Origin of the sequence: Ferruginibacter sp. (assembly GCF_031430955.1) — a bacterium.
In the GTDB taxonomy this organism is placed as follows: Bacteria; Bacteroidota; Bacteroidia; order Chitinophagales; family Chitinophagaceae; genus Ferruginibacter.
On sequence record NZ_JANPCM010000726.1, the window covers coordinates 1 to 20,125 of the forward strand.

20 protein-coding genes and 1 riboswitch are annotated in these 20,125 nt (G+C 36.0%); of the genes, 17 read left to right on the forward strand and 3 right to left on the reverse strand.

The features are described from left to right. The 8 genes from ACY65O_RS20720 to ACY65O_RS20755 form a co-directional block, all read left to right on the forward strand. On the forward strand, window positions 1–447 hold a 447-nt coding region (locus ACY65O_RS20720), incomplete at its 5' end, for a hypothetical protein (RefSeq protein WP_462222766.1). 69 nt (window positions 448–516) lie between these two features. After that, the gene (locus tag ACY65O_RS20725) at window positions 517–1,398 is read left to right on the forward strand and encodes an alpha/beta hydrolase fold domain-containing protein (RefSeq protein WP_462222767.1); all 882 of its coding nucleotides are present in this window, start codon (window positions 517–519) and stop codon (window positions 1,396–1,398) included. A 123-nt stretch (window positions 1,399–1,521) separates the two neighbouring features. Beyond that, entirely contained in the window at window positions 1,522–2,004 is a 483-nt protein-coding gene (locus ACY65O_RS20730) for a YcxB family protein (RefSeq protein WP_462222768.1), read from the forward strand. 137 nt (window positions 2,005–2,141) lie between these two features. Beyond that, window positions 2,142–3,428, forward strand: a complete 1,287-nt coding sequence (locus tag ACY65O_RS20735) for a replication-associated recombination protein A (protein ID WP_462222769.1) — start codon at window positions 2,142–2,144, stop codon at window positions 3,426–3,428. Further along, window positions 3,404–4,753 carry a hypothetical protein gene (locus tag ACY65O_RS20740; protein WP_462222770.1) on the forward strand — a complete coding sequence of 450 codons (1,350 nt, stop codon included), beginning with the start codon at window positions 3,404–3,406 and terminating at the stop codon, window positions 4,751–4,753. The genes ACY65O_RS20735 and ACY65O_RS20740 overlap by 25 nt, the downstream gene beginning before the upstream one ends. Then, window positions 4,750–5,124 (forward strand): group III truncated hemoglobin, encoded by a 375-nt coding sequence (locus tag ACY65O_RS20745; RefSeq protein ID WP_462222771.1) that lies wholly within the window; start codon window positions 4,750–4,752, stop codon window positions 5,122–5,124. The genes ACY65O_RS20740 and ACY65O_RS20745 overlap by 4 nt, the downstream gene beginning before the upstream one ends. A gap of 149 nt (window positions 5,125–5,273) precedes the next feature. After that, a complete protein-coding gene (locus tag ACY65O_RS20750) occupies window positions 5,274–5,753 on the forward strand; it encodes a GNAT family N-acetyltransferase (RefSeq protein WP_462222772.1) in 480 nt (159 codons plus the stop codon). 145 nt (window positions 5,754–5,898) lie between these two features. Beyond that, entirely contained in the window at window positions 5,899–6,900 is a 1,002-nt protein-coding gene (locus ACY65O_RS20755) for a hypothetical protein (RefSeq protein WP_462222773.1), read from the forward strand. Between the two features lie 300 nt (window positions 6,901–7,200). Here ACY65O_RS20755 and ACY65O_RS20760 read toward each other — a convergent pair whose 3' ends face one another. Together ACY65O_RS20760 and uvrA are read right to left on the reverse strand one after the other, a co-directional pair. Further along, entirely contained in the window at window positions 7,201–7,758 is a 558-nt protein-coding gene (locus ACY65O_RS20760; protein WP_462222774.1) for a hypothetical protein, read from the reverse strand. Window positions 7,759–7,863: 105 nt separating this feature from the next. Beyond that, window positions 7,864–10,824: an excinuclease ABC subunit UvrA gene (gene uvrA, locus ACY65O_RS20765; RefSeq protein WP_462222775.1), complete on the reverse strand. Its 2,961-nt coding sequence runs from the start codon at window positions 10,822–10,824 to the stop codon at window positions 7,864–7,866. Between the two features lie 198 nt (window positions 10,825–11,022). Here uvrA and ACY65O_RS20770 point away from each other — a divergent pair, with 198 nt between their 5' ends. Further along, on the forward strand, window positions 11,023–11,571 hold the full coding sequence (locus tag ACY65O_RS20770; protein WP_462222776.1) for a hypothetical protein: 549 nt from the start codon (window positions 11,023–11,025) through the stop codon (window positions 11,569–11,571). 56 nt (window positions 11,572–11,627) lie between these two features. On the opposite strand, the gene ACY65O_RS20775 is transcribed toward ACY65O_RS20770, so the two are convergent. Further along, window positions 11,628–11,990, reverse strand: coding sequence for a hypothetical protein (locus ACY65O_RS20775; protein WP_462222777.1), 363 nt, complete (start codon window positions 11,988–11,990; stop codon window positions 11,628–11,630). Between the two features lie 159 nt (window positions 11,991–12,149). Continuing rightward, window positions 12,150–12,282: riboswitch (SAM riboswitch) on the forward strand. A gap of 204 nt (window positions 12,283–12,486) precedes the next feature. Here ACY65O_RS20775 and ACY65O_RS20780 point away from each other — a divergent pair. The 8 genes from ACY65O_RS20780 to ACY65O_RS20815 all read left to right on the forward strand — a co-directional run. Further along, a complete protein-coding gene (locus tag ACY65O_RS20780) occupies window positions 12,487–13,740 on the forward strand; it encodes a homoserine dehydrogenase (protein ID WP_462222778.1) in 1,254 nt (417 codons plus the stop codon). Between the two features lie 284 nt (window positions 13,741–14,024). Further along, the gene (locus ACY65O_RS20785) at window positions 14,025–14,759 is read left to right on the forward strand and encodes a phosphoadenylyl-sulfate reductase (RefSeq protein ID WP_462222779.1); all 735 of its coding nucleotides are present in this window, start codon (window positions 14,025–14,027) and stop codon (window positions 14,757–14,759) included. Window positions 14,760–14,804: 45 nt separating this feature from the next. Beyond that, window positions 14,805–15,713, forward strand: a complete 909-nt coding sequence (cysD, locus tag ACY65O_RS20790) for a sulfate adenylyltransferase subunit CysD (RefSeq protein WP_462222780.1) — start codon at window positions 14,805–14,807, stop codon at window positions 15,711–15,713. Between the two features lie 79 nt (window positions 15,714–15,792). Next, window positions 15,793–17,034, forward strand: coding sequence for a sulfate adenylyltransferase subunit 1 (locus ACY65O_RS20795; RefSeq protein WP_462222781.1), 1,242 nt, complete (start codon window positions 15,793–15,795; stop codon window positions 17,032–17,034). Window positions 17,035–17,041: 7 nt separating this feature from the next. Next, complete coding sequence (gene epsC, locus ACY65O_RS20800) at window positions 17,042–17,872, forward strand: serine O-acetyltransferase EpsC (protein ID WP_462222782.1); 831 nt, start codon at window positions 17,042–17,044, stop codon at window positions 17,870–17,872. Window positions 17,873–17,881: 9 nt separating this feature from the next. Further along, complete coding sequence (cysK, locus tag ACY65O_RS20805) at window positions 17,882–18,793, forward strand: cysteine synthase A (protein ID WP_462222783.1); 912 nt, start codon at window positions 17,882–17,884, stop codon at window positions 18,791–18,793. Window positions 18,794–18,910: 117 nt separating this feature from the next. Next, window positions 18,911–19,798: a uroporphyrinogen-III C-methyltransferase gene (gene cobA, locus ACY65O_RS20810; protein ID WP_462222784.1), complete on the forward strand. Its 888-nt coding sequence runs from the start codon at window positions 18,911–18,913 to the stop codon at window positions 19,796–19,798. After that, window positions 19,782–20,125: flavodoxin domain-containing protein (locus ACY65O_RS20815; RefSeq protein WP_462222785.1), on the forward strand; the 344-nt coding region annotated here is incomplete at its 3' end. The genes cobA and ACY65O_RS20815, both read left to right, overlap by 17 nt.

Genomic DNA, 20,125 nt, shown 5'->3' on the forward strand with positions numbered 1-20,125 from the left:
ATTTTAAATTTTATCTTATCCTTCTTTCTTATTTGCGAAGGCATAAGTTTTAGTTTCGAAAAGAAAAATCCTGGGGAATTCTCTATAGCCATGATTTTTTTAGCGCTGTTCCTAGTTATAATAGTGCCATTTAATTGGGCCTGTTATAGTTTAATCAGGAAGTATAAATTAAGTGAACAGCTATCAAAAAAAGGGAAAGTATTTGGAGCTATTACTTATATTTTGTTCGCCATCCTTACTGTATTACTTATTGCTGGATCTGTAAGTTTAATCTACAGAGGGCTTGATAAGAATATATATCATACGCTCTACACTGTCTCATTTTTGTGCATGACAGTTACTGCGATATACCTATGTATTCTTTATTGGATAATTCGCAAAAAAACTAAAAGTGACGTAGTAAACAACGATGTTCTTTCACAATTAGGAACTGAATCTGAAAACTAGGATGAATATCTTAAAATTCCATATTTGTTAACATAAATTTTCTTTATCTTTTCTTATAAAATCTGGAGTATGAAATATCATAAATTATTGATGGCAGTTGGCATAATTGTAATACTTTATTCCTGCCAAAAAGAAAACAGTAATACTACTACCGGCGGTGGCGCTACTACCACTCCTGCACAAACATTACCCAATGTTGCTTACGGCACCGATGCCCAACAAAAAATGGATGTGTATTTACCGGCAGGCAGAACCGTTACTGCAACCAAAGTAATGGTAATGATACATGGCGGCAGCTGGACAACAGGCGATAAAATTGATTTGAATGCTTTTGTTGATACCATGAAAAGACGTTTACCCGGCTACGCTATTTTTAATATTAATTACCGTTTATCTGCAGGCACAACAAATGTTTTTCCTGCACAGGAAAATGATGTGAAGGCTGCACTGCAATTTATTTTTAGTAAGTCAGCCGAATATTTAATAAGCGATAAATATGTTTTGATTGGCGCAAGTGCAGGCGCACATTTAGCCATGCTGCAGGGTTATAAATATACTGTGCCTGTAAAACCAAAAGCTATTGTAAGTTTTTTTGGTCCAAGCGATTTAACGGACATGTACAATAATCCTGTTGGTGGCCAAACAATTTTATCTGCGGTGCTGGCACAGGCTATTGGTGCAACGCCAACAGGTAACCCAACACTTTACACCAACTCCAGCCCGGTAACTTTTATTGCTGCAGGTGCGCCACCTACTATTTTATTACATGGCAGTGCCGATCCTTTGGTAAATCCTTCTCAATCTGTTGCAGTAAAAAATAAATTAACTGCTGCAGCTGTAATCAATCAATACATTTTATATAATGGCAAAGGCCATGGCGATTGGGATAATGCTACTTATGGTAATGCATTTAATAATGTGCAGGTTTTTTTGGAGTCGAATGTGCAGTGATACAGTTTACAATTGTTAATTCGATTATTTTTATCTTCCGTAAATTATCTGTATTTCAATATTAGCATTGACATTTTATCTTCCTGTTTAAAAACATTTTCTTAAAAAATTGAATAAAAAATTATGCTTATTAAATCACAACTAACAGAAAAAGATTTTATTAAAATAAACTTAGTTTTATTGTATAGCAAAATTTCAATAAAAATTTTCACTGTCCTTATCTTTATATTCTTACTTATTACAATAGTAACAGTAATACTAATTCCAAGCGTTTCATTCACTCAACTTATTGTTCCGGTGGTAATGCTATTGTTTTTACCTCTGTTTACTTATTTTGTTGCAAAACGAAATTTCAATATCAGCAATAGAATAAGTGAACTGATCGAATATAATTTTGACAATGAAAATCTAACCATGAAAGGAGAATCTTTTAATTCTCAGTTAAGTCTGGATAAAATAGCTAAGGTTGCCATAACAAAAAACTGGTTACTTATTTGGCAAAACAGGCAATTTGCCAACCCAATACCAAAACGAGATATTTCAGCATTACAACTTACGGAGTTAAAAGAAATATTAGATTCAAAAAAAGTGAAAAATAATTTATAGAAATGAGTTGTCAAACTTTTCCTTAACTGCAATTGCTCTTTGCTTAAGGTAATAAATAATTACTTTCGTCAATAACTTTTAAAAGATTAAATATTTTCAAAAAATTCATTCCCCGTTTTTTGTGGTAAATTTGTTTCATGAATCTTCCTCCTCTTGCCGAACGTTTACGCCCCACATCACTGGATGAATTAACCGGACAGCAACACCTTACCGGCAAGGGAAGTATTTTGCGTAAAGCCATTGAGCAGGGCAAAGTACCCAGCATGATTTTATGGGGCCCGCCGGGTGTGGGCAAAACTACTATTGCCAATATCATTGCTCATACTTTACAGGTGCCGTTTTATACCTTAAGTGCCATAAGCAGTGGCGTAAAAGAAGTACGTGAAGTAATTGACCTTGCAAAAAAACAAGAAAATGTAATTTTATTTATTGATGAAATCCACCGATTTAATAAAGGCCAGCAGGATGCATTACTGGGGGCAGTAGAAAAAGGTATCATTACTTTAATTGGTGCTACTACAGAAAATCCATCGTTTGAAGTGAACAGTGCTTTGCTGAGCCGGACGCAGGTGTACATTTTAAAAGCATTGAACGAAAAAGATCTGATCACCTTATTACATCATGCCATACAAACCGATGTGGTTTTAAAAACAAAAAAGATTGAATTGTTAGAAACAGAAGCGATTATAAATATTTCGGGTGGCGATGCAAGGAAGTTGATGAATTTATTGGAACTGGTAACAGCCTCCCCCAGCCAAGGAGGGAAGTTGGCAGCTTCTGATGATACCATTACAATCACAGATGAGTTAGTGATGGATGTTGCACAACAGAGAGTTGCACTCTATGATAAAAAAGGCGAACAGCATTACGATATTATTTCTGCTTTTATAAAATCAATTCGTGGCAGCGACCCAAATGCTGCGGTATATTATTTGGCAAGAATGATTGAAGGTGGTGAAGATGTAAAATTTATTGCACGGAGATTATTAATATTGGCCAGTGAAGATATTGGTAATGCTAACCCCAATGCATTGCTTTTAGCCAATGCTGCGTTTGATGCGGTAAATAAAATTGGTTATCCTGAAAGCCAGTTAATATTATCGCAGTGTGCTATTTATTTAGCTACCAGTGCAAAAAGCAATTCGGCTACCGTGGCTATTGGTGCTGCAATGAATGCAGTAAAACTTCAAGGCGATCTATCCGTTCCTTTACACATCCGCAATGCGCCTACCAAATTAATGAAGCAGGAAGGTTATGGTAAAGGGTATGAATATTCACACAATTATGAAAACAATTTTTCGCCGCAGGAATATTTACCGGATGAAATAAAAGGCACTGCGTTTTATACGCCGGGTAATAATGCAAGAGAAGAAGAGTTGCGCAAGTTTTTAAAAACTTTATGGAAAAACAAATACGGCTATTAAGCCAATACATTTACTTTGTAATGATGAAATCAATCGTCTATTTTATTTTTTGTTTTTTATTGCTTCCAAGTTTTAGCAGCAAGGCACAAACTGCTACAGTACCATTTTATAAGGGTGCTTTAAAAGCCAACCGGGAGAAAACTTACAATTACATCATTAACACATCCATCATAAAAAATTTGTCGCTACCCTTAAACGATGAAACCGAAGCCGACTGGCAGGATGCTTTTTATGCGATGGAATTAATACGCTACAAACAACCGTGGGTTAATGAAAAAATAAAAATGGCTTTTGACAGTATTGAAAACAGAACTGCAGGTTTTCAGAGGGCATTGATGGAATTGATGTATGCTAATTATACCTGGGAATTTAAAGCTGCTATCAACAAACTATTTTTAAATACTAAAAATGCAAAAGTATTTGCCATGTGTGCAGAGTATTTATTAAAAGCTGACAAATCATTAAAAAATATAGACAAAATAGGAGCTGTCATCTATAATAAAAAAGTGGGAAATTTTGATAATGCAGAAACTGATTCATATATATTATACGAACTGCTTTGGCCCATTATGCAATTGGCAGAAAAAGAAAGCTATAAAGCGAAACTAAAATTAAACCTCTTAATAAACAGCAATTATTTAAAAGGCAATACTGTTGTTTATAGTATTCAAAGAAAAAACAGAAACTATCCCGGCCTTGTTATTATAAAAGATACCAACGGCAATTTTATTACTGATGATAAGGGCATTATTTTTTCTGTGCCTCAATTGGCCAGGAGCATCAGCAACCTGCCCGGATATTTAACCAACGGCAATACACCGCAGGGTATTTTTAGAATGTATGGTTTTGGTACAAGTAAAATTGATGCCATTGGTACAACTGAAAATATACAGTTAACCATGCCCTTCGAAACGAGTGTACAACATTTTTTAAAAGACAGTACCATTAAAGATTCTGTTTGGACAAAAGAATTATACCAGCAGTTATTACCCAAAGCATTACAAAGTTATCACCCGATTTTTCAAAGTTATTATGCAAGTGTAATAGGACGAACAGAAATTATTGCACATGGCACCACTGTTGATCCTGAATATTACAAAGGCCAAATTTATTATCCGCTTACGCCAACTGAAGGATGTTTGTGTACTAAAGAAATTTGGAGTACAACAGATGGTAAACGAACCGTCAGCAACCAGCAAAAATTAGTTGATGCGGTTAAAAAAGCTGGTGGAGCCGATGGGTATGTAATTGTAATTGAAATTGACGACCAGCAAAAACCGGTGAGCATAAATGCAATTTTGCCTTACTTAAAAAAAACTAAATGAGCGATATTGAAAACCGGGCAGATATTGAAAAATTGATTGTTAGTTTTTATGAAAAAGTAAAACTGGATACAACGATAGGTTTTATTTTTAATGAAGTGGTGGCTATGGACTGGCCACATCATATACCGGTGATAGTAGATTTTTGGGAAACTATTTTATTAGATAACCCGGTGTATAAAAAAAATGCGATGGAAGTGCATTACGATCTGAATAATAAAGTATCGTTGAAAAAAGAACATTTTACAAGCTGGTTATATTTATTTACATCCACTGTAGATGAATTGTATAAAGGTAAAATTGCAACGCTGGCAAAAACAAGGGCAAAATCTATTGCAGATGTGATGTTGTTTAAAATGAATAATGCAAATTAATGGTAAACTGAGGTGCAGAGAATGAAGAGGTGCAATATAATTAATGGAGTAATGAATTTATGGGGCTGAATGAAGATATACTGTTGAAGAGTGTCTCGCCTTAGGCCAGACCAATGAAGTTGACCTAAGAAAAAATGCTGATTACAAAAATGAAAAAACGCCAAAGGCGAATTGCTACTATGGAAATAAATTGGACACTTAAAAAATTTGATGACTTAACCCCTGCAGAATTATATGCCATAATGCAATTGCGTAACGAAGTTTTTGTGGTGGAACAAAACTGTGTGTACCAGGATGCGGATGATAAAGATGCAAAAAGTTATCATTTTATGGGCTGGCAAAAAAATATATTGGCAGCTTATACACGTATAATTCCGCAGGGAATTTCCTATACCCAGGCCAGCATTGGCCGGGTGGTTACTTCTCCAAAATTCAGGCGCAGCGGCATGGGCAAACAACTGATGGAATTAAGCATCGGCAATGCTTTTAGCCTTTTTAACTGCAGCGAAATAAAAATTGGTGCCCAGTTGTATTTAAAAAAATTTTATGAAGGCATGGGGTTTTTACAATGCAGCGAAGAATATTTAGAAGATAATATTCCACATATAGAAATGCTGCTGTTAAAATAATTGTAAAGACAAAAACAATATTTAACACAAGCTTCCGTTTTAATGAATAGCGCTGTAAATTTTTTTGTGTGATGAAAGAATAGTGAAAATTTATTCGCTTTGTTATTTGTCCAATATCTGTAGAAAATACTAAATCTAATGTCTGATGAAACCACGTTTACCCCAATTTTTTGGTAAGTCTTTATTGCTTTTAATGATTTGCTTTACACTCCTTAGTAAATCATATTCCCAGGGATTTATTTTTGGTGGCGAAAAAATTAAATGGGAAGTTGGCTTAAACTTTGGCCCAAGTTTTTTTTTAGGCGACTTGGGCGGTAACGCCGGCAAAGGGACCCACGCTTTTACAAAAGATGTTAATTTAGAATTTACCAAATTAATGAAAGGTGCATATGTAACTATGTACCCAACAAAATGGGCTGGTTTAAGATTATCGGCAGCCCTTACTTATTTAGAAGGCGATGATGCTGCAATTAATACTAATGGCCTTGATGAATTATGGCGGAAACAACGTAACCTGGATTTTAGGACAAATGTTTGGGAGGCTAATGCCTGTCTTGAATTATATCCCACCATGCTTTTTAGTAACGATCCGGAAAATGAACCAAGGTTCAGGCCTTATGGTTTAATTGGTATTGGTGTTTTTCATTTCAATCCACAAGGTTCTTTAAAAGACAGCAGGGGAAATAAAACCTGGTATTATTTACATCCATTACGTACTGAAGGCCAGGGAATGGCTGAATACCCTAAGAGTAAACCTTATGATTTAACACAAATGAATATTCCATTTGGCGGAGGTATAAAATATTATGTGAGCGACAGGATAAGTGCAGGTGTGGAATTGCTATACAGAAAAACTTTTACTGATTACATTGATGATTTAAGTCAAAATTATATTGATCCAAGAAATTTTGCCAAGTATTTACCTGCACAGGAGGCAGCACTTGCAACAAGATTATACGATAAATCTATTGGAATTATTTATCCGGGTATGACGAGATATCCTGCAGGAACGCAACGTGGCGATTTAAAATATGGTGATACTTATTTTTCTGTTATTGCAAAAGTAGGCATCAGGCTGGGACCAATTTATGAAAGTTCATTTGCAAGAAGGGCAGCAAGACAAACAAGGTGCCCATCGGTTTATTAATATTAAAAACCTATATCTATGAATAATAATTTACAAATTAACCCAACAACATTAAAAGCTGCATTTGTTTTTTTAACCTGCATGTTCTTAATATTGCATTATATGAAATTTTAAAGTTTTTTAGTACAAAGCGATACAACAGAAGTTAACCCCCGAGGATACCAAGGAATATTTTTATGTTACTTGCTACCCCTGAAACCACCATCTTACAATTTCGTTGCTATCCTTTTTACTAATTTTTGTGAGTAGAAATAATCGAATAAGGAATTCATCCGCCGCAAGGCAGGTGAATTTTTTATTTTAATCATCTTCAGGATCAAAGTTCTCAAAAAAATCTTTTGCATTAAATGGTTCAACATCATCAGGAAAAGAAGCAGGGTCGTTAAATAAATGCCATTCGTCGGGCAAATCATTTTCTTTAATAAAAGAACTTATCCAATCAATAAATATTTTTCTAAAGGCTTCTATTTCGTTACGCAGCACATCAGTGTATTGCTGTTCTATACCATGCAATGTATTACATGCCCAAAGAGCAGTCCTTAATTCTACAGCATTTACTTTTACAATTACCGCATTCTCTATCATCAGGCTGTAATATTTCATTGCCATAGCACCTTTTATTTTAGCAGGAATAAGATAGGCATTTTGCATAATCATGTGCTTTGTACTTTCTGCATGGTCATCATCTTCGGGCAACATATCGCACATGGTTTGTGCAAGATTTAAAATATCTATGCTTTTGCGATATAATGCATTTCCGTGTTGCTTTATCGGTTTCCAGCTTTCACTTTTTTCATCATCGTCGGCATCATCCATATCATCATAGCTGAAAAATCTGCCAATATTATCATCGCTCATAACAATAGTTTTTATTTTAAGAGATTAATACTTCTATATTTGACAATTTGCTTTACTTAAACGCTGACGTGAGTTTTGAATACTTTTCTAAACTAAGCAAACAATCTATTGTAACTCCGCTTGCAAAAATTTGCCGGTAAAACTTTCTTTTACTTTTATCAATCCTTCGGGCACACCTTCAAATAAAACTTTGCCACCACCATCGCCACCCTCGGGGCCAATATCAATAATATGATCGGCCACTTTTATTACATCCATATTATGTTCAATTACCAAAACGGTGTTGCCCCTGTCTACCAATTTTTTTAATACTTCCAGTAAATGCTGTATATCCTGAAAGTGTAAACCTGTTGTAGGTTCATCTAAAATATAAAATGTTTTGCCCGTATCTTTTTTACCAAGCTCGGTACTAAGTTTTACACGTTGTGCTTCGCCACCGCTGAGTGTTACTGCACTTTGCCCAAGGGTGATATATCCTAAACCAACTTCCTGCAACACTTTTATTTTTCTAAAAATATAAGGCACTGCCTGAAAAAATTCTACTGCTTCATCCACCGTCATATCAAGTACATCGCTGATGCTTTTTCCTTTGTAACGAATTTCTAAAGTTTCCCTGTTGTATCTTCTGCCATTACATTTTTCGCAATGCACATAAACATCGGGTAAAAAATTCATTTCAATAACTCTCATGCCACCGCCTTCGCAAACATCGCACCTGCCGGTTTTTACATTAAAAGAAAAACGGCCTGCATTGTAACCACGAATTTTTGCTTCGGGCACTGCAGCAAATAAAGTTCTGATATCGGTAAAAAATCCGCAATAGGTTGCAGGGTTGCTACGTGGTGTACGGCCAATGGGGCTTTGATCTATTTCAATAACTTTATCAATCAACTCCATGCCCTTAATATTTTTATAAGGCAATGGATTGGCTTTGCTGTTGTAACAAAATTTATTCAGCAACGGATATAAAGTCTCATTTATTAAAGTTGATTTGCCACTGCCGCTTACACCGGTTACTAAAATCAATTTACCCAGCGGAAATTTTACAGAAACGTTTTGTAAATTATTTCCGCTTACACCATTCAGTTCAATAAATTTTCCATTTCCTTTTCTGCGCTCTTTTGGAATGTCAATATTTTTTTTACCATTTAAATATTGTGCAGTTTCCGAATTAGATTTTAGAACAAATGCCGGAGTGCCTTGGGTAACAATTTGTCCGCCATGTGTGCCGGCTTTGGGGCCAATATCAATTAAATAATCGGAGGCCAGCATAATATCTTTATCATGTTCTACTACCAGAACACTGTTACCAATATCACGTAAATTTTGCAGTGCAGCAATCAATCTTTGATTATCTCTTTGATGCAATCCAATACTTGGTTCATCTAAAATATAAGTAATGCCCTGCAGTTGGCTGCCTATTTGTGTGGCCAGCCTAATCCTTTGGCTTTCGCCCCCACTCAGTGTTCTGGAGGGCCTGCCTAAACTTAAATAAGTTAATCCCACATCTAATAAAAATTGCAGCCGCTCCCGTATTTCTTTTAAAACATCTTTTGCAATAGCGTTTTGTTTATTATTCAACCTCAATTCTACTCCATCAAACCATGCCGCTAAATTATCTAAATTCATGGCACTCAATTCTGCAATATTTCTGTCATCTACTTTAAACCAAAGGCTTTCTTTTTTTAGTCGTGTACCGTTGCAGGTGGTGCAATCGGCCAATTGCATATATTTTTCTACCCATGCCCTTAATGCTTCGTTACTGTTAGGAGAAGTGAACCATCTTTTCAGCATCGGGATTATGCCTTCGTAGCTACCGGTATATTCCAACGGAACAGTTTCATCACTCAGATCTAAATTTAAATCGCCGTCAATATTTTGATCGCCGTACAATAACAGATCCAAATGTTCTTTAGGCAGATCTTTTATTGGTTTTGCTAAATTAATTTTATACTTTTTTCCAAACACTACCACCTGTTGGTAAACGCTGGCTTCTCTTTCTTCTCCCAATGGTATAATGCCGCCTTCTTTTACCGTTTTAGTTTTATCGGGCAGCACTTCGTCCATGTCAATAGTATATACATTGCCTAAACCTTTACATGTGGGGCAAGCACCATAAGGACTGTTGAATGAAAAGGCATTGGGTGATGGTTCTTCGTAACTGATGCCGGTATCGATGCACATCAATTGTTTGCTAAATATAGCTACGGCCTCCCCAAATCCCTCCCGAGTAGGGGCTTCAGACTCTTTCGATTCTTTAGTACTTTTCTTTTTTGCAGGATTTTTAAGCTCCTCCCCCCCGGGGGGAGGTTGGGATGGGGCTACAAACATTAAATCTTTTCCCAACTGCAAAGTTTTTTGCACACTCTGGCTCAGCCGAAATTTCATTTCATCATTCACCGGCAATCTGTCCACCACCAATTCTATATCATGAATTTTATAGCGATCAACCTGCATTTTAGCCACCAGGTCTTTTATTTCTCCATCTACCCTAACTTTTAAAAAACCTTTTTTTCTTACTTCTTCAAACAGTTCCCTGTAATGTCCTTTTCTTCCTCTTACCAATGGCGCTAATAAACTTATTTTTTTATTTTGATATTTATCAAATATAGCAGTAACAATTTCTTCTTCACTAAACTTCACCATTTTTTTTCCGGTATTATAACTGTAGGCCTCTCCTACTCTTGCATATAGTAATCTCAGGAAATCATAAATTTCTGTAACGGTGCCTACAGTGCTTCGTGGATTTTTGTTGGTAGTTTTTTGTTCGATAGAGATTACAGGAGAAAGTCCGGTGATCTTATCCACATCAGGCCGCTCCATATCGCCTACAAACTGACGGGCATAGGCACCAAAACTTTCCATGTAACGGCGCTGGCCTTCGTTATAAATAGTATCAAACGCCAATGATGATTTACCGCTGCCGCTTACGCCGGTAAAAACCACCAATTGATTTTTTGGAATTTTAATATCAATATTTTTGAGGTTGTGCTCACGGGCACCAAACACTTCTATAAAATCGTTATTAGCTACTGTTTCTTCTGCAGATACTTTTCTTTTTGCCATTTGTATTTACTTATTGTAAAGATAAAACAAAAACTAAACTATTTAGTTGGCTATAATTTGTTTTATTAATACCGTTGGAAAATATTTTTGAATTGTGCCGTTTTAAGTTCAGTATTATGCGATGCTGAGTTTTGGGAAAAATTTCTTTGCCCAGGTTTCTTTTCGTTTTGGCATAATTTGCATCATCAATTATGTATTATGTCATTTAATTTATTTGGTAAAAAAGAAGATAACACACCCGAAAGCATTTTTACAGACAGAACTTACATTAGCGCAACGGCAAAAATAAACGCCTGCATTGCGTTGGCCAAAGCACAACCCGATACCTTATTCATTTGCTGGTTTAGCGAAACCCTAAAAAAAATTAAAACAATATTTGCGGAGCATCAACTTGATGAAATGAAAGTGATAGATGCAAAAAATATGCATAGCGGGATGTTGCAAAACAAAAATGTAGTTTTTGCAGAACATTATCCACTGCATCAAAAGGAATTAACACTGGTAGAAAATTGGCCTTTAGAAAAGATCATTGTGTACAGCTCTATGGATGAGCCATTGTTTAAACATTTTGGCAGCGAAAAAATGATACCATTAATGAAGTTGCTGGGTATGAAGGAAGATGAAGTGATCGAGCATTCTTTTGTAACCAAGTCAATTATAAAAGGGCAGGCTAAAATTGCTGCCTTAGTTACAATAGAACAATTAGCCAATTCTCAGGAAGAATGGCTGAAAAAGAATTTAAAATAATTTTTCAGCATTAAAGAGTAAAGCTTTAATCAATTTTTTGACATATGTCAAATACTTTAAAAATCCATTGCAATACATTTGCCCTTACAAATTTGTACAATGGCAAAATCTATAAACCCCTTCAAAATATTTACTTCAATTTCAGCGCTATTAATAATAATTCCCGGAGATAAGTGGTCATTAAGTACAGGAATTTTAGCAGTGCTACATATTCTCATCTCCCCGCTTTTATACAAATTGTATGCAGCATTATTTATTGCAATTGTTTTATACCTGTTTATATCGGGAATTATCAATGCTGAAAGCAAAAAAGATAATCTTATCAGCATTATTCTGGTACTAATTTTAAATGCAATTTTAGCAGCGATACTTAAAAATATTATAACAAGCAACGACATTTTAATTATTTCAATTGCCATTATATTTTTTTGTCTTTCAGTATTAACAATATTTCAAATTATAAAACATCTTAAAAAACAGTACAGTAAAGGCTTGTAGCGTTCTTTGCAAATATTTTATATTTTTTATTTGGAAATTTCGCGGCTATACTTATATCTTTGCTCCAGTTCTTTAAACATCTCTTATCAAGAAAGGCAGAGGGTAATGGCCCGATGAAGCCTTGACAACCTATCTTTTTTTATCCTTCGACAAGCTCAGGATGACAAAAGAAAAGGTGCCAATTCCATCCCGTACGTACGGGACAGATAAGTCAGATTAAAAGCCTTAAATATCTTCAACTAAATATTAAAAGCTCATCTGATTTACGGATGAGCTTTTTTGTTTTCGGCAACCCCGACAGCGGCTTTCAGCCCTGTCGGCGGTTGAGAAAAAGCTCACTACTTCAAAAAACACTTTCCTGGTAAGAATGTTCATCAACTAATAAACCAATTAACAAATAAACTAATTAACCATTTCATGGCAACTAATCAATTAACCATCGGGCTTTTTGGCTTTGGCGTAGTAGGTAAAGGTTTGTACGATGTACTGCACAGTACACCAACATTACAATCTTCCATAAAAAAAATCTGCATAAAAAATATTGATAAAAAAAGAAGTATTGGTGCAGAAAATTTTACTGCTGATGCACAACAATTATTGAATGATGATAAGATTAACGTAATTGTAGAATTAATTGATGATGCAGATGCAGCATTTGAAATTGTAAAAACTGCTTTGCAAAACGGTAAAGCGGTAGTGAGTGCCAACAAAAAAATGATTGCCGAACATTTTGAAGAACTGCTGCAACTGCAGGAAAAATATCAAACGCCATTTTTGTACGAAGCTTCCTGCTGCGCCAGCATGCCCATCATTAGAAATTTAGAAGAATATTATGATAACGATCTTTTGCAATCGATAAGAGGAATTATTAATGGCTCTACAAATTTTATTTTGACAAAAATTTTTGATGAACAATTAGAATTTAATGCTGCTTTGCTTTTGGCACAGCAACTGGGTTTTGCAGAAAGTAACCCTAAATTAGATATTGGCGGTTTTGATGCCGCCAATAAACTGGCGATTTTATTAGCACATTCATTTGGAGTAGTAGCAAAAACAGATGCTTTTATTTTCAATGGGATAGAAAATATTTCTTTAAATGATACCACTGTTGCTAAAGAAAAAAAATATGCTGTTAAATTAGTAGCCAATGCACAAAAATTAACCAATGGAAAACTGGCTGCATTTTTATTGCCGCAGTTTGTAACCGAGGCCGACGATCTGTACCATGTAAAAAATGAATTTAATGCGGTAACAACCGAAAGTACTTTTGCGGATAAACATTTTTTTAAAGGCAAGGGTGCCGGGGCATTTCCTACAGCCTCTGCGGTATTGAGTGATATTTCTGCATTGCGATACGATTATAAATACGAGTATAAAAAAATACATCATCAAACAGATACCCGGCTTACCAATGATTTTTATTTAAAAGTTTTTGTAAGCGTGGATAATATCAGCAAATTAAATAAAGACAATTTTGAGTGGATAGAAGAATGGCATAATGAATTTAATTTTAGCTGGCTGTCGGGTGTAATACATGCTGATAAATTATTTACCAGCGATTGGTGGAAACAGCCCGGTGTTTCCCTGATACTTTATCCCGATGCTATCATTGAAAATATTGATTATAAGAAAATTAGTAAACGCAGTCTTGAACTGGCTGGTGTGGTTTAATTACAGCAAACTATTAAATTGGCAACGTTATCATAAATGGGGTTATTGGGTTTTGGCGGATTTTTATACTATTTATTAATATTTTTCTAAAATTAACGGGGCAGACAAATTTATACGGACATTTTAAAAGTTATCCATTATCTTTGTCTACCAATTATATAGACTTTAAAAGCTATGCTCTATATTCCTCACATAATGTGTATGTGCAAATGTTGCACCAATCTGGTTTACCGTTGTTAAACCAGGTTGTCAATAATATTTCCAACTTTAATTATGCTTTAAAAATGCCCCATACACAAAAAAATATTATCTCACAATTACTCTACCAGCTTAATGGACTAAGCATAGCTGAATTTATTCAGCAACTTGCCACGCAGTTTCCCGGACAGGTCACCTTTTCTTCCAGCTTTAGTTACGAAGACCAGGTGGTAACACATGAAATACTCAGCAATAATTTACCGGTAAAAATTTTTACTTTGGATACAGGCCGTCTTTTTGCAGAAACGTATTCTGTATGGAGCAGCACCAACGAAAAATATCAAACTAAAATACAGGCATATTATCCGCAGGCAAATGCGCTACAGGAATTTGTAGAAGCCAAAGGCCCCAATTCATTTTACGAATCGGTAGATAACAGAAAGCAATGTTGTTTTATAAGAAAAGTAGAACCATTAAAAAGAGCATTGGCAGGAAATGCAGTTTGGATAACGGGTTTACGTGCCGAACATTCTGCAGACAGAACCAACCTGCCTGTTGTTGAATGGGATGAAGCCAACCAAATTATAAAGTACCATCCCATATTGCACTGGACAACTGAAGATGTAAAAAAACATATCAGTACCAACCATATCCCCTACAATCCTTTACATGATAAAGGTTTTGTGAGCATTGGTTGTGCACCCTGTACAAGAGCTATTAAACCCGGTGAAGATTTTAGAGCAGGTCGCTGGTGGTGGGAAGATGCTGATAAAAAAGAATGCGGATTACATATACATGAAGAGATAACTGTAAGGAGTTAAAAAAATTTTAAATAGCAGTCTACTAAACTAATAGACTAATAAAATATGAGCAAACACACGTTAAATTATTTAGAACAATTAGAAGCGGAAAGCATTCACATCTTTAGAGAAGTGGCGGCGCAATTTGAAAGGCCGGCGCTTTTATTCAGTGGTGGTAAAGATTCTATTACTTTGGTGCAACTGGCAAAAAAAGCATTTGCCCCCGGAAAAATTCCGTTTCCCTTAGTACATATTGATACCGGCCATAATTTTCCTGAAGCATTGCGATACAGAGATTGGCTGGCCACCGAAGTGGGTGCTACATTAATTGTACGCAAAGTAGAAGATACCATTAGAGCAAAAAATTTAACTGAACCCAAAGGAAAATTTGCAAGCCGCAACTGGCTGCAGACTTACACTTTGCTAGATACTATTGAAGAATTTGGCTTTGATGCCTGCATTGGCGGTGCCAGGCGTGATGAAGAAAAAGCAAGAGCGAAGGAAAGAATTTTTTCTGTAAGAGATGAGTTTGGCCAATGGGATCCTAAACTGCAACGGCCTGAGTTGTGGAATATTTTTAATGGTAAAATTCATAAAGGAGAAAATGTAAGGGTATTTCCTATAAGCAACTGGACAGAACTTGATGTATGGAATTATATCCGTGCCGAAAATATTTCTTTGCCTTCCATTTATTTTACTCACGAACGTGAAGTGATTGAGCACGAAGGACAATTAATTGCTGTATCGCCATTTATAAGAATTGATGAAACTGATGTGATTGTAAAAAAACAAGTTCGTTACAGAACGGTGGGTGATATGACCTGTACTGCAGCGGTGGAAAGTCTTGCTGCTACATTAGACGAAGTGGTAAATGAAATTAAAATTACAAGAATAAGTGAAAGAGGCGAAACAAGAATTGATGATAAGGTAACTGAAGCAGCGATGGAGGATAGAAAGAAGGGTGGGTATTTTTAGAAGTGAATGGTGAATTGTGAATGGTCAATGAGCCCATTCACCTACAGACTTTTTTATTACACAATAACAAATTATTACAATGGATATTTTAAGATTTATAACCGCAGGAAGTGTTGATGATGGCAAGAGCACTTTAATTGGCCGGTTGCTATACGACAGCAAAAATATTTTAGCTGATCATTTGGAAGCTATAGAAAAAAGCACCAAGAATAAAGACAATGGCGAAATTGATCTGGCCTTACTAACGGATGGGCTTAGGGCCGAAAGAGAACAGGGCATTACGATTGATGTGGCGTACCGCTATTTCAGTACCGACAAAAGAAAATTTATAATTGCCGATGCCCCCGGCCATGTGCAGTACACCCGTAACATGATTACTGGTGCAAGCAATGTTGATCTGGCGATTGTATTAATTGATGCCAGACACGGCGTTGCAGAACAAACCCGCCGCCATAGTATCATTACATCGTTGCTGGGTATTCCGCATCTGGTGGTGGCAATAAATAAAATTGATCTGGTAAATTATTCTCAGGATGTGTATAATAACATTGTAATTGAATACAGTAAATTAGCAAAACAGTTAGGTATTAAAAACGTAACCTACATTCCATTGAGTGCATTAAACGGCGATAACATTGTTGAAAAATCTTTATTAACGCCATGGTATGATGGAAAACCCTTGCTGGAATTTTTAGAAGAAGTAGAAATTGAAAATGCTGTAAACCATACCCACAGCCGTTTCCAGGTGCAGTATGTTATTCGTCCGCAAACTGAAGCGTTGCATGATTACCGTGGTTATGCCGGAAAAATTACCAGCGGCATTTATAAAAAAGGTGATAAAGTAAAAATTTTACCGGCAGGTATTGAAACTACAATTGATAAAATTGAAATTGCAGGAATAGAAGTAGCCGAAGCATTTGCACCTCAAAGTGTAACTCTTTTATTAACTGATGACATTGATATCAGCCGTGGCGATGCCATTGTAAAATCAACAGAAAATATTACTGCCACAAATGAAGCAGATGTTTTATTTTGCTGGCTGGATGATAAACCGTTACAAAATGGTAACAAATACTTATTACAGCATAATAACCGCAGTGTAAGAACAGTAATAAAAAACCTGGCTTACAAAATTGATGTAAACAGTTTAGAACATATTGAAGATGTACAGCAGGTTAAACTAAATGAAATTGTAAGGGCATCAATAAAAACTGCAGCACCAATTGTATTTGACAGTTATAAAAATAACCGCAGCAATGGCGCTGCAATTTTAATCGACGAAACAAGTAATGCCACAGTAGCAGCAGTTTTGTTTCAATAATAATTTTATGGAAAATATTTTTTTTCAGGAAATAGCAAATTTTAAAAAACAACAGGGTTGTTCTTTACCGGATAGTAACAGGGCCAGGCGTTTTGTTCGTAAACTTTTTGAAGTATTATTTATTTGCAAAAGCGAAGCTGATAATAATGAGTTTGAAATTCAATCGCAGTTAAAAAAATTAAAGCGGCAATTGCAATTGTTATTATACCCGGTTTTGAATGAGGAGAAATACAGTGATGAACAAGCCAGCGCATTTTTTAAAACCATCCCTGACTTATATCAAAAGCTTTTATTAGATGCGCAGGCCATTTATGAAGCTGACCCTGCAGCAAAAAATATTAATGAAGTTTTAGTGGCTTACCCCGGTTTTTTTGCAATAGCGGCTCATCGTATTGCTAATCAATTACACTTACAAAAAATTAATTTATTGCCCCGTATCATCAGCGAATATGCACATAGTAAAACGGGTATCGATATCCATCCAGGTGCAACAATTGGCCAATCATTTTCAATTGATCATGGTACCGGTATTGTAATTGGCGAAACAACCAACATTGGTAATAATGTAAAAATATACCAGGGTGTTACACTCGGTGCATTAAGTGTACAAAAAGAAAAAGCAAGCGAAAAAAGACATCCCACCATTGAAGATAATGTAGTGATCTATTCCAACGCAACAATATTAGGTGGCGAAACTATTGTTGGCCATGACAGTGTAATTGGTGGTAACGTTTGGCTCACCAATGCAGTGCAGCCTTTTTCTGTAGTATTTCAAAAAGCCGATGTAACCATACAGGATAAAAAATCTTTTTTAGAACCTTATAATTATTTTATTTAAAAAATACAGATGAAAGCAAATAATATTTTAGCAACCATTGGCAATACGCCGCATGTAAAGATCAATCGTCTTTTCGGAAACAACCACGAAGTGTGGATCAAATTAGAAAAAAATAATCCCGGTGCCAGCATCAAAGACCGCATTGCATTATCTATGATTGAAGATGCAGAAAGCAAAGGCTTATTAAATAAAGACAGTGTAATTATTGAACCTACCAGTGGCAACACCGGAATTGGTTTAGCATTGGTAGCAGCAGTAAAAGGTTACAAAATTATTTTAGTAATGCCCGAAAGTATGAGTATTGAGAGGCGTAGATTAATGAGCAGCTATGGTGCAGCATTTGTTTTAACACCAAGAGAAAAAGGAATGAAAGGTGCTATTGAAAAAGCAAATGAACTGGCAGCAGAAACAAAAAATAGCTGGGTGCCACAGCAATTTGATAACCCTGCCAACACAGATATTCACCGCAAAACAACAGCGCTTGAAATCTTAAATGATTTTTCTGATGGACTGGATTACATCATAACAGGTGTGGGTACCGGCGGACATATTACCGGTGTTGCAGAAGTATTAAAAGCAAAATGGCCCGGCTTAAAAGTATTTGCAGTGGAGCCTGAGTTATCGCCGGTATTAAGTGGTGGTGCACCATCACCGCATCCGTTGCAGGGTATTGGTGCAGGCTTTATACCTTCCATTTTAAACACTGCAATTTTAGATGGTATTATACAGGTTAGTAAAGAGGAGGCCTACACTTATGCACAACGCATCGCAAAAGAAGAAGGTATTTTTGTTGGCGTTTCTACAGGCGCTTCTTTAGCTGCTGTTGCAAAAAAATTAAAAGAAATTCCCAGCGGTTCAAAAGTGTTGACGTTTAATTATGATACCGGGGAAAGATATTTGAGTATTGAGGGATTGTATTAGCGCCTCAATCTTCCACGAAGGAGAAAGCACCTCCTATCCTTCCGCCGGATGGCGGGGAGGGAAATGGAGAAGATGAAAGCGAAGATTTATGTTGTTGATTAATTAGTAAATGCTGATATGCCGGAAAAAAAGAAAGATAAAGATTTGCAGCTCCGCAACTCCTCTCCCCGGGGGAGGTCGGGAGGGGCTGTAATTCTTGCTGCTGCCGGTTGCGGCGATCCGGAGTTAATAACAGTAAAAGCTGCCCGCTTTTTACAACAGGCAGATATTGTTTTAACTGACAGATTGGTAAGTGAAAAAATTTTAGAGGAATATGTACAACCAGGTACTGAAATAATTTATGTTGGTAAACAATACAACAGGGATGCTTCTGTACAGCAACAGGAAATTTGTCAGCTGCTTTTAAAATATGCATTACAAAATAAATTAGTAGTAAGATTAAAAGGTGGTGATGTTTCTTTTTTCAGTAATATTTTGGATGAGCTACAAATTTTAGTGGACAATAATATTCCTTACGAAATTATCCCCGGTGTAACGGCGGCATCTGGTGCGGCTGCTTATGCAGGCATTCCGCTTACCGCAAGAGGCTACGCTACATCGGTAAGGTTTTTAACTTTTTATAAAAAAGATATTGTTACCGATGAATACTGGCAGGAATTGGCAGCAACAAGAGATACGCTGGTTTTTTATATGAGCAGCGAAACATTAGATACCGTTGTTGAAAATTTAGTACAGCACAACATTGATGCAACTAAATTATTAGCAGTGGTGGAGCAGGCAACAACGCCGCAACAAAATGTTTCTGTTACCGGTTTGTACAATTACGATGCTGCTTTAAAAGGAAAAAAATTTGCTTCCCCTACATTGGTAATTATTGGTAAAGTAGTAGCATTACATAACCAGTTTGCATGGCTGCAAAACAATCCCGCCAACGAAAATTATTTTACTTCTATTGATAAAAATATTAACCTTTTAAAAGTAAGTGAAGATGCTGGTGGAAAATAAATTTAAAATACTGTCGGACCTTATCAATGCTTCAAGCAACGAAGAATTGATATGGATGAATGGTTATTTGAATGGCATTGTAAAAAACAAAATTGTGCAGCAGGAAGTTGTTACCGAAAGTGCAGCAAAAAAAATTACTATTGTTTACGGAACTGAAACAGGCAATTCAAAAAGATTAGCTACAGACTTTGCAGCCAAAGCAAAACAACATCATGTGCATGCAAAAGTGGTAGGCATGGACCAGTACCGCCTTACCGACTTAACTAAAGAAGAATATTTGCTGGCAGTTGTAAGTACCCACGGCGAAGGAGAGCCGCCTGCTGCTGC